12 protein-coding genes are annotated in these 15,501 nt (G+C 64.8%); 4 read left to right on the plus strand and 8 right to left on the minus strand.

Annotation, left to right across the window (positions count from 1 at the left end):
* Positions 1-3 precede the first annotated feature (3 nt).
* The 8 genes from K5R33_RS04530 to K5R33_RS04565 form a co-directional block, all read right to left on the minus strand.
* The gene (locus tag K5R33_RS04530) at positions 4-1,323 is read right to left on the minus strand and encodes an alginate O-acetyltransferase AlgX-related protein (protein ID WP_220747766.1); all 1,320 of its coding nucleotides are present in this window, start codon (positions 1,321-1,323) and stop codon (positions 4-6) included.
* Between the two features lie 56 nt (positions 1,324-1,379).
* The gene (locus tag K5R33_RS04535; protein ID WP_220747767.1) at positions 1,380-2,135 is read right to left on the minus strand and encodes a hypothetical protein; all 756 of its coding nucleotides are present in this window, start codon (positions 2,133-2,135) and stop codon (positions 1,380-1,382) included.
* Positions 2,132-3,976 carry a NosD domain-containing protein gene (locus tag K5R33_RS04540; RefSeq protein ID WP_220747768.1) on the minus strand — a complete coding sequence of 615 codons (1,845 nt, stop codon included), beginning with the start codon at positions 3,974-3,976 and terminating at the stop codon, positions 2,132-2,134. The genes K5R33_RS04535 and K5R33_RS04540 overlap by 4 nt, the downstream gene beginning before the upstream one ends.
* Positions 3,969-5,441, minus strand: coding sequence for a mannose-1-phosphate guanylyltransferase (locus tag K5R33_RS04545; protein ID WP_220747769.1), 1,473 nt, complete (start codon positions 5,439-5,441; stop codon positions 3,969-3,971). Before K5R33_RS04545 ends, K5R33_RS04540 begins: the two co-directional genes overlap by 8 nt.
* Positions 5,441-6,481, minus strand: coding sequence for a hypothetical protein (locus tag K5R33_RS04550; RefSeq protein WP_220747770.1), 1,041 nt, complete (start codon positions 6,479-6,481; stop codon positions 5,441-5,443). Before K5R33_RS04550 ends, K5R33_RS04545 begins: the two co-directional genes overlap by 1 nt.
* 10 nt (positions 6,482-6,491) lie before the next feature.
* On the minus strand, positions 6,492-7,970 hold the full coding sequence (locus tag K5R33_RS04555; RefSeq protein ID WP_255576023.1) for a glycosyltransferase: 1,479 nt from the start codon (positions 7,968-7,970) through the stop codon (positions 6,492-6,494).
* A gap of 32 nt (positions 7,971-8,002) precedes the next feature.
* On the minus strand, positions 8,003-9,322 hold the full coding sequence (locus K5R33_RS04560) for a nucleotide sugar dehydrogenase (RefSeq protein ID WP_220747771.1): 1,320 nt from the start codon (positions 9,320-9,322) through the stop codon (positions 8,003-8,005).
* A 435-nt stretch (positions 9,323-9,757) separates the two neighbouring features.
* On the minus strand, positions 9,758-10,753 hold the full coding sequence (locus K5R33_RS04565) for a LacI family DNA-binding transcriptional regulator (RefSeq protein WP_220747772.1): 996 nt from the start codon (positions 10,751-10,753) through the stop codon (positions 9,758-9,760).
* Between the two features lie 110 nt (positions 10,754-10,863).
* Here K5R33_RS04565 and K5R33_RS04570 point away from each other — a divergent pair, with 110 nt between their 5' ends.
* From K5R33_RS04570 to K5R33_RS04585, 4 genes are read left to right on the plus strand one after another with little or no spacing between them, the layout of a single operon-like run.
* Positions 10,864-11,922 (plus strand): sugar phosphate isomerase/epimerase family protein, encoded by a 1,059-nt coding sequence (locus tag K5R33_RS04570; RefSeq protein ID WP_220747773.1) that lies wholly within the window; start codon positions 10,864-10,866, stop codon positions 11,920-11,922.
* On the plus strand, positions 11,919-13,049 hold the full coding sequence (locus K5R33_RS04575; RefSeq protein ID WP_255576022.1) for a Gfo/Idh/MocA family protein: 1,131 nt from the start codon (positions 11,919-11,921) through the stop codon (positions 13,047-13,049). Before K5R33_RS04570 ends, K5R33_RS04575 begins: the two co-directional genes overlap by 4 nt.
* Positions 13,034-14,530 carry a sugar ABC transporter ATP-binding protein gene (locus K5R33_RS04580; protein WP_220747887.1) on the plus strand — a complete coding sequence of 499 codons (1,497 nt, stop codon included), beginning with the start codon at positions 13,034-13,036 and terminating at the stop codon, positions 14,528-14,530. Before K5R33_RS04575 ends, K5R33_RS04580 begins: the two co-directional genes overlap by 16 nt.
* A complete protein-coding gene (locus K5R33_RS04585) occupies positions 14,527-15,489 on the plus strand; it encodes an ABC transporter permease (RefSeq protein ID WP_220747774.1) in 963 nt (320 codons plus the stop codon). The genes K5R33_RS04580 and K5R33_RS04585 overlap by 4 nt, the downstream gene beginning before the upstream one ends.
* The last annotated feature ends 12 nt before the right edge of the window (positions 15,490-15,501 follow it).

Below are 15,501 nucleotides of genomic sequence, written 5' to 3' on the forward strand. Positions count from 1 at the left end.
CGCTCACCTCGCGATCGTGCAGGCGACCAGGCGCGGGCGCGCGCCAAAGCCGGCATCTGTTTCAATTTCCACTCCGGTTGCCCCTTCGGGCCAGAGACCGGACATGGGCAGATAGAACCGTCCGTTCAGGATGTGTCCGTCAGACCGGTGGATGGATTTGACACGCTGCGCCCCGTCGGAGGCGGCAAAGCGGAAGGCCACGCGGCTGGCGGGCGTCCCGCCGGTATCCAGCATCAGCACGGCGTTCTGCGGCTGCGACACGCGGGTCAGCCCCGCCTGCACCCGGTTCGGATTGGCGCCCGCCTGGACCGGCAGTTCGACCGAGCAGGCCCCGCCGGCACCCGCGATCAACTCGGCCATGGGCTGATCCCCGAACCGGCCCAAATCGGCCCAAATCGGGAATTCCCAGACCAGGACACCCGGACGGCTGGCTTGGAACGCGGCAGAGGTCACATAGGATGAGATCGCAGCAAAGGCATCTTCGCCCGGCGCATGGAGCGCTTGGGCCGGACGCCCGGTGGCTTGACTGATGAAACCTGCGAAATTGGTCCCCGGTGCGCCGGTCAGCCCGGTGCCCACGACGGCGACGTTATCGGTGGTGCCAACGGCTTGGACCGCCGCACCCAACCCCGCACCGGTGGCGTAGGTGACGGCCTCCACCTGCGGGAGGTCGTAATCGCAATGGCGCTGCAACCGCGTCCGCAAACCTGAGGGCACCAGGTGGCGCCCGGTTTGCTGGGTCTGGAACTCCTGCCGGGCGCGGGGGGCATGACCAGCGGCGGCCAGGACGGCCTCAACGCCGTTGGCCAAGGCTTGCGCACCTTCGGGCGTGGGGCGGGTGTCGAGCGCATGGAAAGGCGCCGTGCCCGCGTTTGCCAGCGACCGCATCGCGGCGCGTCCGTCGACGGCCATGACACCGCGTTCGCGCAACTGAAGGATCGACTCCCCATAGACCGAAGCCGCCAGATCCGGGTCATAGCCCGCATAGGTCGCCAGACGCGGCAGATGCTCCGGCATGGCCAGCGCCTTGGTGGGAACCGGCACCACAACCAGATGGGTCCCCTGGGCCGCGAGAACCTCGGACAGGGCCGCGATGTCATCGGCTGTCTGGTCCGTGATCCAATGGCTGTTCTGAAGGTTGGGGTGGATCCGGTAGAACACGCCGTTCTGCCCCTCGACCACGTCAATTCCAGGCCGCTCTATCCCGCGACAGGCATAGGTCGACGCCTCGGCCGCAGTGGCCAAAGCGCCAAACCCCAGGGTCGCCACCGCGACGCTCGCGGCCAGTCGCGCCATGCGGGAGGATGTGTTCGATATATCCATGCTCTGCCTCTGCGATCTGTTTTTTGATCGTCTGTTTTGGTGGGTGGGGTGGCTGTCTAACCGCCAGCCTCCAGGGTTGTGAGTAGACTGGCGGCCGTTGCAGCGACCCCCGGATGTGGTGACGCCGCCGCTTCTTGCAACAGGGCGCGCACGCGGCCCGCTTGGTCCCAATCGCCGCTGGGGTCCTTGGCGCGGTCCTCCAACAGACCGACGGCCATCCCAAGCTGTCCGCGCCCATCGCCCAGCGCGCGCATCTCGGTAAGCAGCCGGTCGCGCGTGCGCTCTGAGAGGGCTCCGAACAAGCGGCCCTCGCCATTGAACCGGGCCACAGCGTCCAGCGCGACGGCATTTCCCGCCCAGGCCTGGGGGTAGAGCGCCGCGATGTAGCGGTTCACCCGATCCCGTGGTTCGGTCGTCGGATCCAAGGAATCCATCGCGGTGAGCATCTGTTGCAGCAGCTTTCCGCGACCGGTCTGAACCGCCAAAGCGGAATAGAACGCAAGGTCCGACGCCGATGCCGTCGGATCCGCCTGCAAAACGCGGACGTAGCGTTGGGCCGCCAGACCATCGCCCCGTTCGGCCAGTTGGCGCAGCATGTCCGGCTCCACAAAGCCACCTTCATGCATGGCCTGACGTCCGGCCCGTTGGGCGCGGGTCAGACCGCGCATGGACCGGCGAGAGGGCACCGCCTCGACCGAGATGCGCGCGGTTTCGGCTGCGGGTGGAATGGTGAGGGGCACATGGTCTTCGAGCGCGCTGGCGGGCGGCGCCAGAAGTGCCGCGCTGAGAAAGAGGAAGCCGTAACGGGTCATGTGGCGTCGCCTCCGCAGGAAATGGGTGCCGGCGGAACGGCCTCGGCCCCGGTCAAGGTCAGCGGCGTCGCGCCTGTCAGGTCCCGCGCCAGAAGCAGAGCCGCCTCGGTCAGATCGCCATCGGAGAGGCGCGGCAGTTGTGCGGTCATGTCATTCCCGTCCAGGGCGACGGTCGCCGCCGTGGCACCCACAATCCCGGAGCCATTGCCCAGCAGCCGGTTGGACGTGACCTCGGTCAGGGCATCACGGGACTGGGCCGAGATCCAAACGCCCGCGCTCCGGTTGCCCGCAATGACATTGCTTCGAACGGTGGTCGCGGCGCTGGACCGGATCTCGACGCCCTTTTGGCGGCTATCGAGGACTTGGTTCCGCGCCACCAGGCTGCATTCCGTTTCTTGGAGTTTGACGCCCGCGCCATCGCGGCCCCAAACGACGTTCCCGCGAATGTCGGCAGCATTGCTGCGACGCACGACGATGCCGGCACGCTCACCAGCCAGCAAGACATTCCCCGACAGAACAGCCTCGTGGGACCGATCCAGAATGCGGATCGCATTAGTCGAGGCCGCACCGTAGAACAGATTGCCGGTTACATGGCTTTTGGGACTGTTGTATAGGCGGACCGCGCCTCCACGCATGTCGCCAAACCGGTTCCCGGACACCAGCGCCTCCCGCACGCCCGTGATGGCGAGGCTTGTAACGTCTGTGAACGTGTTGTCGGTGATCTCTGTCGGGTCCGACATGGGGCGCAAAACATGGCCCAGGACAGAGATGCCGCCGAACTTCGCTGTATCCCCGAAACCGAGCCCCTCGATGGTGGCCTGGCGCATCCGCAACGCGCCACTGCCCGCAACGGCCAAGAAGGGTGCGAAGCTTGTGATGATTTCGTTCTCTGGGCCGACGGAGCGGATCGTGGCGCCCTCGATCTCCACGCGCCCAAAGCTGAGCACGAAAGCACCATCTGGGCGCGACATTTCAAGCATGTCGCCCGGGTTGAGCGTCAGAACCGTATCTTCAGCCAGGATCACCGGGACACGCAGTGGCCCTTGGGGATCTTGCTGGAGACCCATGTTGGCCAATGCCTGCTGGATGACAGCCAGGGTGACCTGCCCGCCCGAGAGGGACAGCACTTGGTCACCTTTGTCGCCCTGGGCCAGGCGAATGCGTTCGTCATCTTGGCGGGGGCGTCCCTGGGACAGCATGGCCAACGCCAAGCGGAGGTTGAACATGGAGGGCCGCGCCAAAGGCAGCGGTTGGGACGGTGAAAACCCGGCGACCTTGGCCACAGGCTCCGGCAGACCAGCGGCTTGCCAGACTTCGGCGGTGGACGGGATCATATCCGCGCTGCCGCTGCCGAGGCGCGCGGCCATCTTTGCCAGCCGAGACGCCAGGGCGCGATCGTACTGAGGCACGGCCAAGGGATCTTCCACTGGCTGAGGATCGTCGGCTTCGGCCGCGACGGGCTCAGACGGCGTATCGAATGCCGGGGCGGTGACCGTTGCGCGGGTCGGACCACTCAGCAAGGGCGTCGCGGCGGGCGCAGGGGCCAGGGGCACCAGAGGCGCCGTTGCAGGCGCCTGAGTCAAAGGCGTCGGAATATCGAGCAGACTGCCCGTCATCCCGCCTTGGGGGGCCAGCGCCGCGGGGGCGTTGGCAGGATTGGCCGCGTTGGGCGCAGGGGCCGGTTGAGGAGGTGCCTGGAACACAGGACGATCGTCGAACGCAGGGGCCGACAGGAAGGAGAGCCCTCCATCAGCGCCAGCGCCGTTGCCGGAGGCGGCGACCAACATGGCCGCCACCATCGCCGTGACAATCGGCTGTCGTTCCAGAGCACGGTTAACCATAAGCCACCTTTTTGGGGGTGTCGCCGCCTCGGGCGGTCGCAGGGATATGCCGGGACTTTGGCGCGGGCGCCTCGGTCTCCAGCGTCACAAACAGAAGCTGAACCGGGTCGTCGCCCAGGTTGCGCAGCTCGATCTCGCCCAGCTCATCGCCATAGACGCGGCCACCGGCGGAGACATCCTTGATCCAGCCCATGCCCGTGGCGCGGACATCACCACCCACAACGATGGCCTGATGGTTCGCGGGACCGCGCGGCATGGTCATGGTCTGACCCACCGCGATTTCCGCGGTCCCGAGGCTGAAGTTGTCGGCCTCCATGCCAGCGGGCATGTGCGGCGCCACTTGGGGGCTGGCGACATCGACCATCTTGGGTTTGGGCGCATCGGCGTGGCGCTGTGCTTCGGGGCGGTCTTTCGCCTTCAAGCGCTCGACCACGTCCTTGATCTTTTGGCTTTCGTCGATGTGCGCCACCAGCAAGGCGTCGGCGGTCTCAACCACTACGACGTCGTCCAGGCCCACGATGCTGACCAAGCGGCTGTCTGCGCGCACCAGGGAGTTGCGGCTGTCGAGGGCAATGACGTCGCCTTGCAGGACGTTTCCATCCCGGTCGGCGGGCGCCACGGAGTGCATGGCTTTCCAAGACCCCACATCGTCCCACTTCACGTCCAGCGGTGCCAAGGCGATCCGCGCGGTCTTTTCGAAGATCAGGCCTTCGGTCGGCTCGGAGGCTGCCAGCGAGAAAGAGGCCCCCGCCAGGTTGAGCGTGTTGCCGTTACGGCTGCCGGAGCGGACCGCGTCGCGCACGTTCCGGGTGCTGTCGGGGTCGATCTGCTCATATTCGGCGATCAACGTGCGGGCCGAGAACATCGACAGGCCCGAGGCCCAGTAGGCCCCACCCGCATCAATCAGGCGCTGCGCCTCATCAACGGCGGGCTTCTCCACGAACCGACCGACCTCGCGCAGGGGTCCGTCAAAGCCAGGCAAACCGCCCTGGTCGATGATGTAGCCGAAGCCGCTTTCGGCGTAGCGCGGCGGGATACCAAAGGTGATGATCCGACCGGCCAGCGCGGCAGACACGCAAGCCCCCATGGGCGTCGCCATGTCGCCTTCGATCACGTGGTCGGCGGGGATAACCACAAAGACCGTGTCCGGATCTGTTTCGGCGGCCAGTTCGCAGGCGGCCAGGACGGCTGGGCCGGTGTTCCGCCCCATGGGTTCGCAGATGATCCGGGCGTTGACTTGCAGGTCGCGCAACTGGGCTCGGACCGTGCCCTCGTGCATCAGACCCGTCACGATGACCGGGTCATTATAAAGATCACCCCTGTGCCGCTGCACGGCAGACTGGAAGAACGTCATGCTTTCGGGTCCACCCACGCGCTGAAACTGCTTGGGGGCCTGGCGGCGGGACAGGGGCCAAAGCCGAGTTCCGTTGCCGCCACAGATGATCAAAGGGGTGATGCGAGTCATTAGGTTCCAAACTCCGGCAGGAGGCCGCCGAGCAGCGGCGTTGAGAGCCGCAAGCGTCCTGCCGTGCCCATGTCGGCATCGGTCAAAGCGCCCGCAGGCGCACGCACATCCACAGGTACGAAGAGATCCCCCCGGAGGGCAGCCGCGTTCGACGTGTCGTCTGCAATGACATCGACGGGAATGCTCCGTCCGTCCTGCATTTCCAATGTCGCGCGGTCTCCGGTCATAACTCTGGCGAGCCCTTCGATACTCATGAGCGTGCGTGCTCTGATCTCAGGGTTAATGTCTAAAATTGTCAGGATTTGGTCCGAAGGAAGGAGAGTTGCGCCCTCGTATGCGTTGGCGGACAGACGCACCTCACAGTCGCACGGCATCTGGAAATTCAGGATATCACCGGCGTTGGACGTGAGGGCGAACAGCACCTCACCTTGTTTCGCTTCTGGGTTCAAAAAGCTCAGTTGCCCGCCGATTGTTGCCTTCATCTGCCGACCCTGGGCTTCGACAAAGACCGGATGCAGCTCTGTGCCGGTCGTCCAGCGATTCACCAAAACGGTGCCTGCAGCCAGGATGACGCCGACGCAGGTGGCCATCACCCCATAGGTCCGCAGCCGATCCCGCCAGGTCAGTTTCTGGGCTGCCTTGGCCGCCTTGGGAACCGTGGGGCCGGAGTAGGTCATCAGCCCATCCATGCTGGCCAGCTCCCCCGCGATGGTGCTGTTGAGCACATAGCGAAGCTGCGGCAGGTGGGGGCCGGTCGGATCGACGAACGTCAGCTTGACCGTGCCGTCCGCGCTAACTTCGCGCACCAACACCTCGGGCGACAGGGTCAGCGAGAACTCCGGGAAATCGATGCGCAGCCGCGCAATCCCCTTGGTTCCGGTCACCGGGCCGTCGCGCTCGGCGCGGGTAACCATGGTCGTCATGGACAACCGTTCCCCCATCAGCGTGTGCCCATCCAGTGTCAGCGTGTACGCCACGGCCAAAAGGGGGTGCTCGTCTGCGTGGGCAAAGTCGCCAGGGATCGGGGTCATATCGTTCATAGCGGGGCCCTCACTCAATCGTGTTCACAAGCATGATCGCCATGATCAGCCAGGAGATGGCGATCGAATGCATGGCGAAAGATTCTAGGCGCTTGACCCGCTCTCCGGGGGCAAGCTTGGCCGCCGCGCCGCTGCCCTGACGGGTCCAGCGTTGGCGATCCAAACGGTAAAATACGAAGGTTTTGACCATCGCACCGACGACCTGACCGAAATACAGAACCGGCGGATGGGTCACCGGGAACCAATGCCCCCGGAACAGCGCGATGTAGGTGCAAAACACATATCGGGTCGACAGCACCCAAGCGATGTAAAGCGGAATGACTTCCGGGGCGCCCGCAAACGCCGTGATCAGGACCGACAGGGGCCCCACCAGCGTCGTGAACATGGACACCCGTTGGTCCAGCACGGACCACCAGGTAAAGAACCCCATCCGGCCCGGCCCGAGTTTGATGGCCCGGCCATTCGTGCGCATCATGTTTCCGAACCAGCGCACCATCAGGGTCTGCGCCGAGTCGAGGAACGTGTCGCGCGGCTGTTCTTCGTAGGACTGGGATTTGATGTCGGGCAGATAGGCCGTCTCATATCCGTTCGACAGCAACCAGAACCACGTGGATTTGTCGTCGCCCGTCAGGAAGTTCACGCGGCCCAGGCGCCAATGGTTCAGGTAGTCGGCCTCGACCGCCTGAATGAACCCTTGGTCGGTGGCGAGCGAGGCGCGGAAAACGCTCATTCTGCCCGTTAAAGTCAGAACGCGGTTGGCCAGCCCCATGGAACACATCATCACCTGACGCTGGTCGAAGCGCAGGTTGAACCAGTCCTTGTAGAGCCCGGGCTTGTCGATGATGGCCGCTTCGTCGGTCGTCATCGCGCCGACCTTCGGGTCGGTCAAAACGGGGGCGGACGCGGCCCAGATGTTCTCGGGCACGACCGTGTCGCCGTCGACAAACACCAAAACATCGCGGTGGCTGGGCGCCATCGACGCCAGGATGCGCAAGGCCTTGGCCATGGCATCCCGTTTCCCCTTCGATTCAATGCGGTCGATGACCAGCTTCACGCCGGTCATGTCGCAGGGCATGTTTTCAAAGATGTCGCGGATCAGCCGGGCGTCCTTGCCATCCACCACGGAGGCGACAACCGTCGCCCCGTCGCGCGCCGCAGAGGCCGCCCGAAAGATGGAGCGGTAGACCGTCAGCGTCACATCGATCTTCACCAGGTACGTCGTCACCATGAAGTAGCAGTGGGACGGCAGCTCTACGGCGTCGAACCGCGCCTGCCGCAGGCGTTTCCACTTGGGGTAGACGAAGCGGCGAAAGATGATCGCGCGGGTAAAGTTGATGGCGGCCCAGCTGTAACGCCAGGCCCCCAAGAACCCGACGACCAGAATGGTCGTCTGGGCGGCTCCGGGGTCGCCTAGGAAGCCGGCGGGAACCGTGCTGGCAAGCAGCGCGACCACACCGAAGTAGGCGAGATGTTGTAGAAAGTTCATCATCACAAAGTGTCCCCGGACCCCAAAGCCTGCCGTTACCAGCAAATGCCTTCGTAGCCGTCGGAGGTGACCAGATCGCGGCGCATCCGCGTCAGGTCGACCAGCGGACGGGTCCCGACGGCCTTCTCTAGGACGGGCGCGGCCTCACGGTAGAAGTTGCCGACCAGAACGGTGCCCGATTCCTCGATCAGAGCATCCAGGTCACCGACCATCCGCTCCTTCAGATCCGGCACACCGTCGTTGCCGCGACCGGCGCCGGGGGTCCCGGCATCAAAGGCTTCTTGCACGAAGGGGTCGTAGACCTTCACTTCGACACCCTTTTCGATCAGGCGCGCGGCCAGGGCGACCAGGGGGCTTTCGCGCAGGTCGTCGGTGCCGGGCTTGAACGAGATGCCAACGAAGCCGACCGTCTTGGCACCGGAGGCCAGAACCAGGTTCTCGGCGCGGGCGATCTGTTCGTCGTTCGATTCCAGCACCGCATTCAGCAGCTTGTGGGACCCACCGGTTTCACGGGCCAGGTGACGCAGGGCGCGCACGTCCTTGGGCAGGCAGGAGCCGCCGAAGGCAAAGCCCGGGCGCATGAAGTAGGGCGACATGGCCGCCTTCGTGTCGGAGCACAGGATCTCCATCACGGTCTGGCCGTCGATCCCCGAGGCTTTGGCGATGTTGCCGATCTCGTTGGCGAAGGTGACCTTCACGGCGCGCCAGGTGTTGGAGGTGTACTTGACCATCTCGGCGGTGCGGATGTCGGTCTTGTGGATCGGCCAATCCAGGTCCTTGTTCAGGTCGTGCAGGATGTCACCGGTGACCTTGTCCATGTGACCGAAGACGATCAGGCCGGGGTCAGCGTAGTCGGCGATGGCCGTGCTTTCGCGCAGGAACTCGGGGTAGTAGCCGACGCCGAAGCCTTCGCCCGCTTTCTTACCCGAGGTCTCTTCCAGAACAGGGATGCAGGCCGTCTCGGTCGAGCCGGGCACGATGGTGGAGCGGATGACGACCGAGTGGTACGCGTCTTTTTTGGCCAGCGCTTCGCCGATACCTTTGCAGACGTCGGTGACATAGACCAAGCCGACCGATCCGTCGGGGGCCGAAGGCGTGCCGACGCACACGAATGTCAGCTCAGAGTTCCCAATTGCGTCGTCATAGTCCTTGGTGGCGCGCAGGCGGCCTGCGGCGACGACTTCGCGCACAAGCTCGTCGATGCCTTCTTCGACGATGGGCGAGCGGCCCGCGTTAATCTCGTCGATCTTCCCTTGGTCCACGTCGACGGCGATAACCGAGTGGCCGTCCCGTGCCAGGCAAGCCGCCGCGACGACGCCCACATAACCGATACCGAAGATGCTGATGTTTGCCATAACAAGTGATCCGTAGCTGCTGTGGCGCGGGGTCTCGCGCCGGTCGACTACAGGGGTCACCGATGGGGTCCGCACCTCGCAAGCATGTCGGCGGACACTGCCCACACAGGGGGGGCAAGGCCGTTGTCGAAAGGTGACAATGCTCCCGATCAAGACCGGCCGCGCCCCATTTGAGACGCGTTTGGCCCAGATGTTGCCACATTCTGCGGGGTGGCCGCTTTACGGACAAATTTTCCAAGAACCATTGATTGTTGCGCCAACTTGCGCCCGCAGCATCGGCGGTTCCCTGCTGAATTTGAGTGTTGTTTTCGCAACTTACCGCCAGATACGCCGATCAGGGATGCTGCGGATCTTCCGACAATTCGAAGAAAAGTGATTCGGATTGTCGAGGTCTCTGGCGGGAAACGGTTCCGTGTTCGCTTGTCGGCTGTTTCCCTAGAGCGGCGACGTGGTGCTTGCGCGCACCACAAGACGGGATGGCAAAACCTCTGCCGCAACGTCCAGTGGCCGAGCTTCGGTCAGCGCGGACACCAACTGTTTGGCGGCCAGCAGACCCATCTGGCGACGAGGTTGATGCACGGTCGTCAGGGGGGGAATGAAACGGTCCGAAAACTCGATATCGTCAAACCCGACCACGCTTACGTCCCTTGGAACCGAGATCCCGAGCCGATCGCATTCTGAGATGAACCCAAGGGCGCTTTCGTCAGATGTGCAGAACACCGCCGTGGCTCTGTCAGTCTGGGCGGCCCAATCCCAGGCCGCGGCCACACCTCGCGCCATGGTGAAATCCCCCGCGATCAGGTCCTGGGGCCGTGGCGACACCCCCCGCGCCGACAGCGCTGCGCGCCATCCCTCTGCACGCGCCGCGCTCAGCACGTTGCCTTCGGGCCCGCCCAGACAGGCGATGCGCAGGTGCCCGAGATCCAACAGGTGATCCACGGCAAGACGCGCGCCCGCGACATTGTCCGTGGACACGCTGGGCAAGGTTGCATCCGGCATCCATTCGCAGACCATGACAATCGGCACGGACCAGCCCTTCACCATCGCCGGGTCCAGTTGGCCATCCAGCAAGAGGATCCCATCGGTCCGACCATCCGCGCCGAGACCGGCAAGGCGCATCCCTTCGACCTGGCTGTCCGAAATCTGAACCGTCAGACCAGCGGTGTCCGCCACCTCTTGGACGGCGGCAATGATGCTGGAAAAAAAGGTATTGGCCAGGTTCGGCGCCAGAAGCGTGATCGCCCGCGCCCGCCGTTGCCGCAGGTCGCGGGCCGCCGCATTGGCGCGATACCCGCTGGCGGCGACGGCCTCCAGAACGCGCGCACGTGTCGGGGCACCCACCCGCTCCGGGGTGCTGAGCGTCCGGCTGACAGTGGCGGTCGAGACGCCCGCGAGACGTGCCACATCCGCGATATTCGGTCTGCGTTCCATCCTTCACCCTCTGCCCCAGGACGATGGGGCTTGCCAGACATCTTGGCGTATGTAATCGATTACACAAGCTGGACGCGCAGTGGAGGGCGCCCCGGCAAGGGAGGAAAGACATGAAGACGATCAAGGGCCCTGGCCTGTTCCTTGCGCAATTCGCAGGGGACGAGGCACCGTTCAATTCGTGGGACAGCATCACCCAATGGGCCGCCGATTGCGGCTACTCTGGCGTGCAGGTGCCGTCTTGGGACGGGCGCCTCTTCGATTTGGATCAAGCCGCCAGCAGCAAAACCTACTGCGACGACATTGCCGGGATCGCCCGTGAAAACGGCGTCGAGGTCACGGATCTCTCGACCCACCTCCAGGGCCAATTGGTCGCCGTCCACCCAGCCTATGACGCCGCTTTCGATGGTTTTGCCGCCCCAGCCGTCCACGGCAATCCGAAGGCAAGACAGGCCTGGGCCGTGGATCAGGTCAATAAGGCGATCACCGCCTCCGCCAATCTGGGAATTGGGCAACACGTGACCTTTTCGGGCGCGCTGGCCTGGCCCTACGTCTACCCTTGGCCCCAGCGTCCCGCCGGATTGGTCGAGGCGGCCTTCGACGAACTCGCCGCCCGCTGGCGGCCCATCCTGGACCACGCGGACGAAAACGGCGTCGACGTCTGTTATGAGATCCACCCCGGCGAAGACCTGCACGACGGTGTCACCTTCGAGATGTTCCTGGAGCGCGTGGACAATCACGCCCGCGCCAACATGCTCTATGATCCCAGCCACTACGTGCTGCAATGCCTGGATTATCTCGACAACCTCGACATCTATGCGGACCGCATCAAGATGTTTCACGTCAAGGATGCGGAGTTCAATCCGACCGGGCGCCAGGGCGTCTATGGCGGCTATCAGCCCTGGGTGAACCGGGCCGGACGGTTCCGGTCGCTGGGCGATGGGCAGGTCGATTTCCGCGCCGTCTTCTCCAAGCTAGCGGCCATGGACTTCGACGGCTGGGCCGTGGTCGAATGGGAATGCGCGCTCAAACACCCCGAGGATGGCGCCCGCGAAGGGGCCGCCTTCGTGCGCGATCACATCATCCGGGTGACCGACAAGGCCTTTGACGATTTCGCCGACGGCGGGGCGGACGACGCGGGCAACCGCGCCATGCTGGGGTTGGACAGATGAGCCGCCGCATCCGACTGGGCATGGTCGGGGGCGGCAACGAGGCCTTTATCGGGGCCGTCCACCGGATCGCCGCCCGCCTAGACGACCGCTACGAGTTGGTCGCGGGGGCCCTGTCCTCAACGCCAGAGAGGGCACGCGCCAGCGGCGAAGCGCTCGGCCTCGACCCGGCACGCAGCTACGACACCTTCGCCGCCATGGCCCAGCGCGAAGCGCAGTTGGAGGATGGGATCGAAGCCGTTGCCATCGTCACGCCGAACCACGTCCACTATCCGGCCGCGCAAGCATTCCTGACACAGGGGATCCATGTCATCTGCGACAAGCCCCTGACCTCGACACTGGACGACGCCAAAAAGCTGGTCGCGGCGGCGGAAAAGTCAGACGCGCTGTTCGTGCTGACCCACAATTACACCGGCTATCCGATGATCCGGCAAGCGCGCGCCATGGTGGCCGATGGTGCCATCGGCAAGATCCGCGTCGTGCAGGTGGAATACCCCCAGGACTGGCTGACCACGCCGCTGGAACACGAGGGGCTGAAACAGGCCGAATGGCGCACCGACCCCGAACGCTCCGGCGCGGGGGGCTGTGTGGGGGACATTGGAACCCATGCCTACAACCTGGCGGGCTTCGTCACCGGTTTGAAGGGCGAATGCCTCGCCGCTGATCTCCATACCTTCGTTGAAGGGCGACGCGTCGACGACAACGTCCACGTCATGCTCCGCTATAAGGGTGGGGCGCGGGGAATGCTTTGGTCGTCGCAAGTCGCGCCCGGCAATGAAAACGCCCTGCGCCTGCGCGTCTATGGGGAGACCGGTGGCCTGGAGTGGGCGCAGGAGGACCCGAACTATCTGTGGCACACCCCCCATGGGGAGCCCAAACGCCTGCTGACCCGCAACGGTGCGGGCTTTACCCAGCCATCAACCGCGCGCATCCCGCCTGGCCACCCGGAGGGATACCTGGAAGGCTTCGCCAATCTCTACGCCGAGGCCGCCGACCTGATCGAGGCCAAGCGCGCGGGCCAAACACCCGATCACCTGCTGCCCACGGTCCAAGACGGGCTGGCCGGAGTGCAGTTCATCGATGCCTGCGTCCGGTCTTCCCGACGGAACGCGGCCTGGGTCGACCTGTGAAGCTTACCCTTCATCAGGTCGACCGCAGTTTCGGGGCTGTCCAGGTCCTGCACGGCATTTCGTTGGAGCTTCGCCCCGGCGAAGTCCACGCCCTGATCGGAGAGAACGGCGCGGGCAAATCCACGACCATGAAGATCATGTCCGGCTACCTGTCCCCTTCGGCGGGTGAGGTGCGATTGGATGATGCGCCCGTGGCCTTCGCCTCCTCCCAGGCGGCGGAGGCCCAGGGCGTCGTCCTCATCCATCAGGAGTTCAACCTGGCCGAGCAGTTGACGGTCGAGCAGAACATCTTCCTGGGCCACGAATTGAAGCACGGGATGTTCCTCGACAAACGCGCCATGGCGGAGCGGGCAAAGTCCCTGCTGAACCGGTTGAATTGTTCGGTCCCGCCCGGGGCCAGGGTCCGCGACATCTCGAACCCCGACAAGCAGATGGTCGAGATCGCCAAGGCGCTCAGCCGGAACGCCCGTGTCCTGATCATGGACGAACCCACCGCCGTCCTGACCGAGCGTGAGGCCGAGGTGCTGTTTCAACAGGTAGACCGGCTGCGGGCGGAGGGCGTGGCGATCCTGTTCACGTCGCACAAGCTGGACGAGGTCAAACGCATCTCGGACCGGGTCACCATCATGCGCGACGGGCACGTGGTGGCCCAGGCCGCCACTGCCGAAATGACCGAGGACGATATGGCCACCGCGATGGTCGGTCGGGACGTGTCGTCGTTATACCCCGCCCGCACGGCCCCGGTTGCCGACGACACGGTCCTGTCTGTGCGCGACCTGACGGTGCCCGGCCATGCGCAGGGCATCACGTTCGACCTGAAACGGGGTGAGATCCTGGGCGTTGCAGGCCTGATCGGCTCTGGCCGGACCGAGACGATGGAGGGCCTCGTCGGCCTGCGGCGAGCGACCGGCATGGTCAACGGCCGGGCCCCCTACCCCGCGCCCCGCGCCGCCCTGGACGCGGGGATCGCCTATCTGACCGAAGACCGGAAAGAGCGCGGCCTGCTGCTGACCAAGGGAATGCGCGAGAACCTGACGCTGCAAAGTCTCGCCGATTTCACCGGCCTGCTGATCGACGAGACCGCCGAGGATCAGGCCCTGACCCAGGCCATTTCCGATTTCGACATCCGTGCCCCGCATCGGGCCGTGGCGGTGGGCAACCTGTCGGGCGGCAACCAGCAAAAGCTGCTGCTGGCCAAGACAATGCTGGCCCAGCCCGAGATCGTCATCATCGACGAGCCGACGCGCGGCATCGACATCGGCACCAAGCAACAGATCTATGAATTCATCCACGCGCTCACCGCGCAGGGCAAATCCGTCATCGTGATCTCCTCCGAGATGCAAGAGGTCATCGGCCTGGCCGACCGCGTGCTGGTCATGCGGAGCGGTGGCGTCGCGGGCGAGTTGACGGGCACAGACATCACCGAAGACAAGATCGTCCGCCTCGCCATGGGGCTGGACGGCATCAAGGGCGCCGCATGACACTCGACCTCAAAGTCCTGGGACCGATCCTGGCCCTCATCGTGCTGATCGCCGTGGGCGCCTCGCTGAACGAGAACTTCCTAAGCGCGGGCAATATCACCAACGTGCTGTCCCGTTCGGCCTTTATCGGTATCATCGCCGTGGGCATGACATTCGTGATCACAGCGGGTGGGCTGGACCTGTCGGTCGGGTCCATGGCGGCCTTTATCGCGGGCCTGATGATCCTGGTGATGAACGGCCTGCTCGACACGTTGGGGCCGGGCCTGCCCCTTGTGCTGGCGGGCATGGTTACAGCCCTTGTCGTCGGCACGCTGGCCGGCGCGGTGAACGGCTTCCTGATCACCACCATGCGGATCGAGGCCTTCATCGTGACCCTGGGCACCATGGGCATCTACCGCAGCCTTGTGACCTGGCTGGCCGATGGCGGCACGCTGTCGCTGGACTTCGGGATGCGCACCGTGATCCGGCCCCTGTACTACGGCGGCATCCTGGGCATCGCCTGGCCGATCATCGTCTTCGCGTTGGTCGCGGTGATCGGCGAGGTCGTCATGCGCCGCGCCGCCTTTGGCCGCCATGCCGCCGCCGTCGGCTCCAACGATCAAGTCGCCCGCTACAGCAGCGTGAACGTCAACCGGGTGAGACTACTGACCTATGTCTTTCTCGGCATCCTCGTGGGCATCGCGACCATCATGTATGTGCCGCGCTTGGGCAGCGCGTCGTCGTCCACCGGCGTCCTGTGGGAGCTGGAGGCCATCGCCGCCGTCATCATCGGGGGCACCATGCTCAAGGGCGGGTTCGGGCGCGTCTGGAGCACCGTCATCGGCGTCCTGATCCTCAGCCTGATCGACAACATCCTGAACCTGACCGACGGGGTCAGCCCCTACCTGAACGGGGCGATCCAGGGGGTCATCATCATTCTCGCCGTGATCTTGCAGCGGGAACGGAAGGCCGAGGGCTGAGGAGACCTCGGA

Source organism: Jannaschia pagri, assembly GCF_019655435.1.
GTDB classification, from domain to species: Bacteria; Pseudomonadota; Alphaproteobacteria; order Rhodobacterales; family Rhodobacteraceae; genus Jannaschia; species Jannaschia pagri.

Coding starts and splice junctions, on each gene's coding strand:
- K5R33_RS04530 (WP_220747766.1), bottom strand. CDS start 1,323: ATGGATATATCGAACACATCCTCCCGCATGGCGCGACTGGCCGCGAGC.
- K5R33_RS04535 (WP_220747767.1), bottom strand. CDS start 2,135: ATGACCCGTTACGGCTTCCTCTTTCTCAGCGCGGCACTTCTGGCGCCG.
- K5R33_RS04540 (WP_220747768.1), bottom strand. CDS start 3,976: ATGGTTAACCGTGCTCTGGAACGACAGCCGATTGTCACGGCGATGGTG.
- K5R33_RS04545 (WP_220747769.1), bottom strand. CDS start 5,441: ATGACTCGCATCACCCCTTTGATCATCTGTGGCGGCAACGGAACTCGG.
- K5R33_RS04550 (WP_220747770.1), bottom strand. CDS start 6,481: ATGAACGATATGACCCCGATCCCTGGCGACTTTGCCCACGCAGACGAG.
- K5R33_RS04555 (WP_255576023.1), bottom strand. CDS start 7,970: ATGATGAACTTTCTACAACATCTCGCCTACTTCGGTGTGGTCGCGCTG.
- K5R33_RS04560 (WP_220747771.1), bottom strand. CDS start 9,322: ATGGCAAACATCAGCATCTTCGGTATCGGTTATGTGGGCGTCGTCGCG.
- K5R33_RS04565 (WP_220747772.1), bottom strand. CDS start 10,753: ATGGAACGCAGACCGAATATCGCGGATGTGGCACGTCTCGCGGGCGTC.
- K5R33_RS04570 (WP_220747773.1), top strand. CDS start 10,864: ATGAAGACGATCAAGGGCCCTGGCCTGTTCCTTGCGCAATTCGCAGGG.
- K5R33_RS04575 (WP_255576022.1), top strand. CDS start 11,919: ATGAGCCGCCGCATCCGACTGGGCATGGTCGGGGGCGGCAACGAGGCC.
- K5R33_RS04585 (WP_220747774.1), top strand. CDS start 14,527: ATGACACTCGACCTCAAAGTCCTGGGACCGATCCTGGCCCTCATCGTG.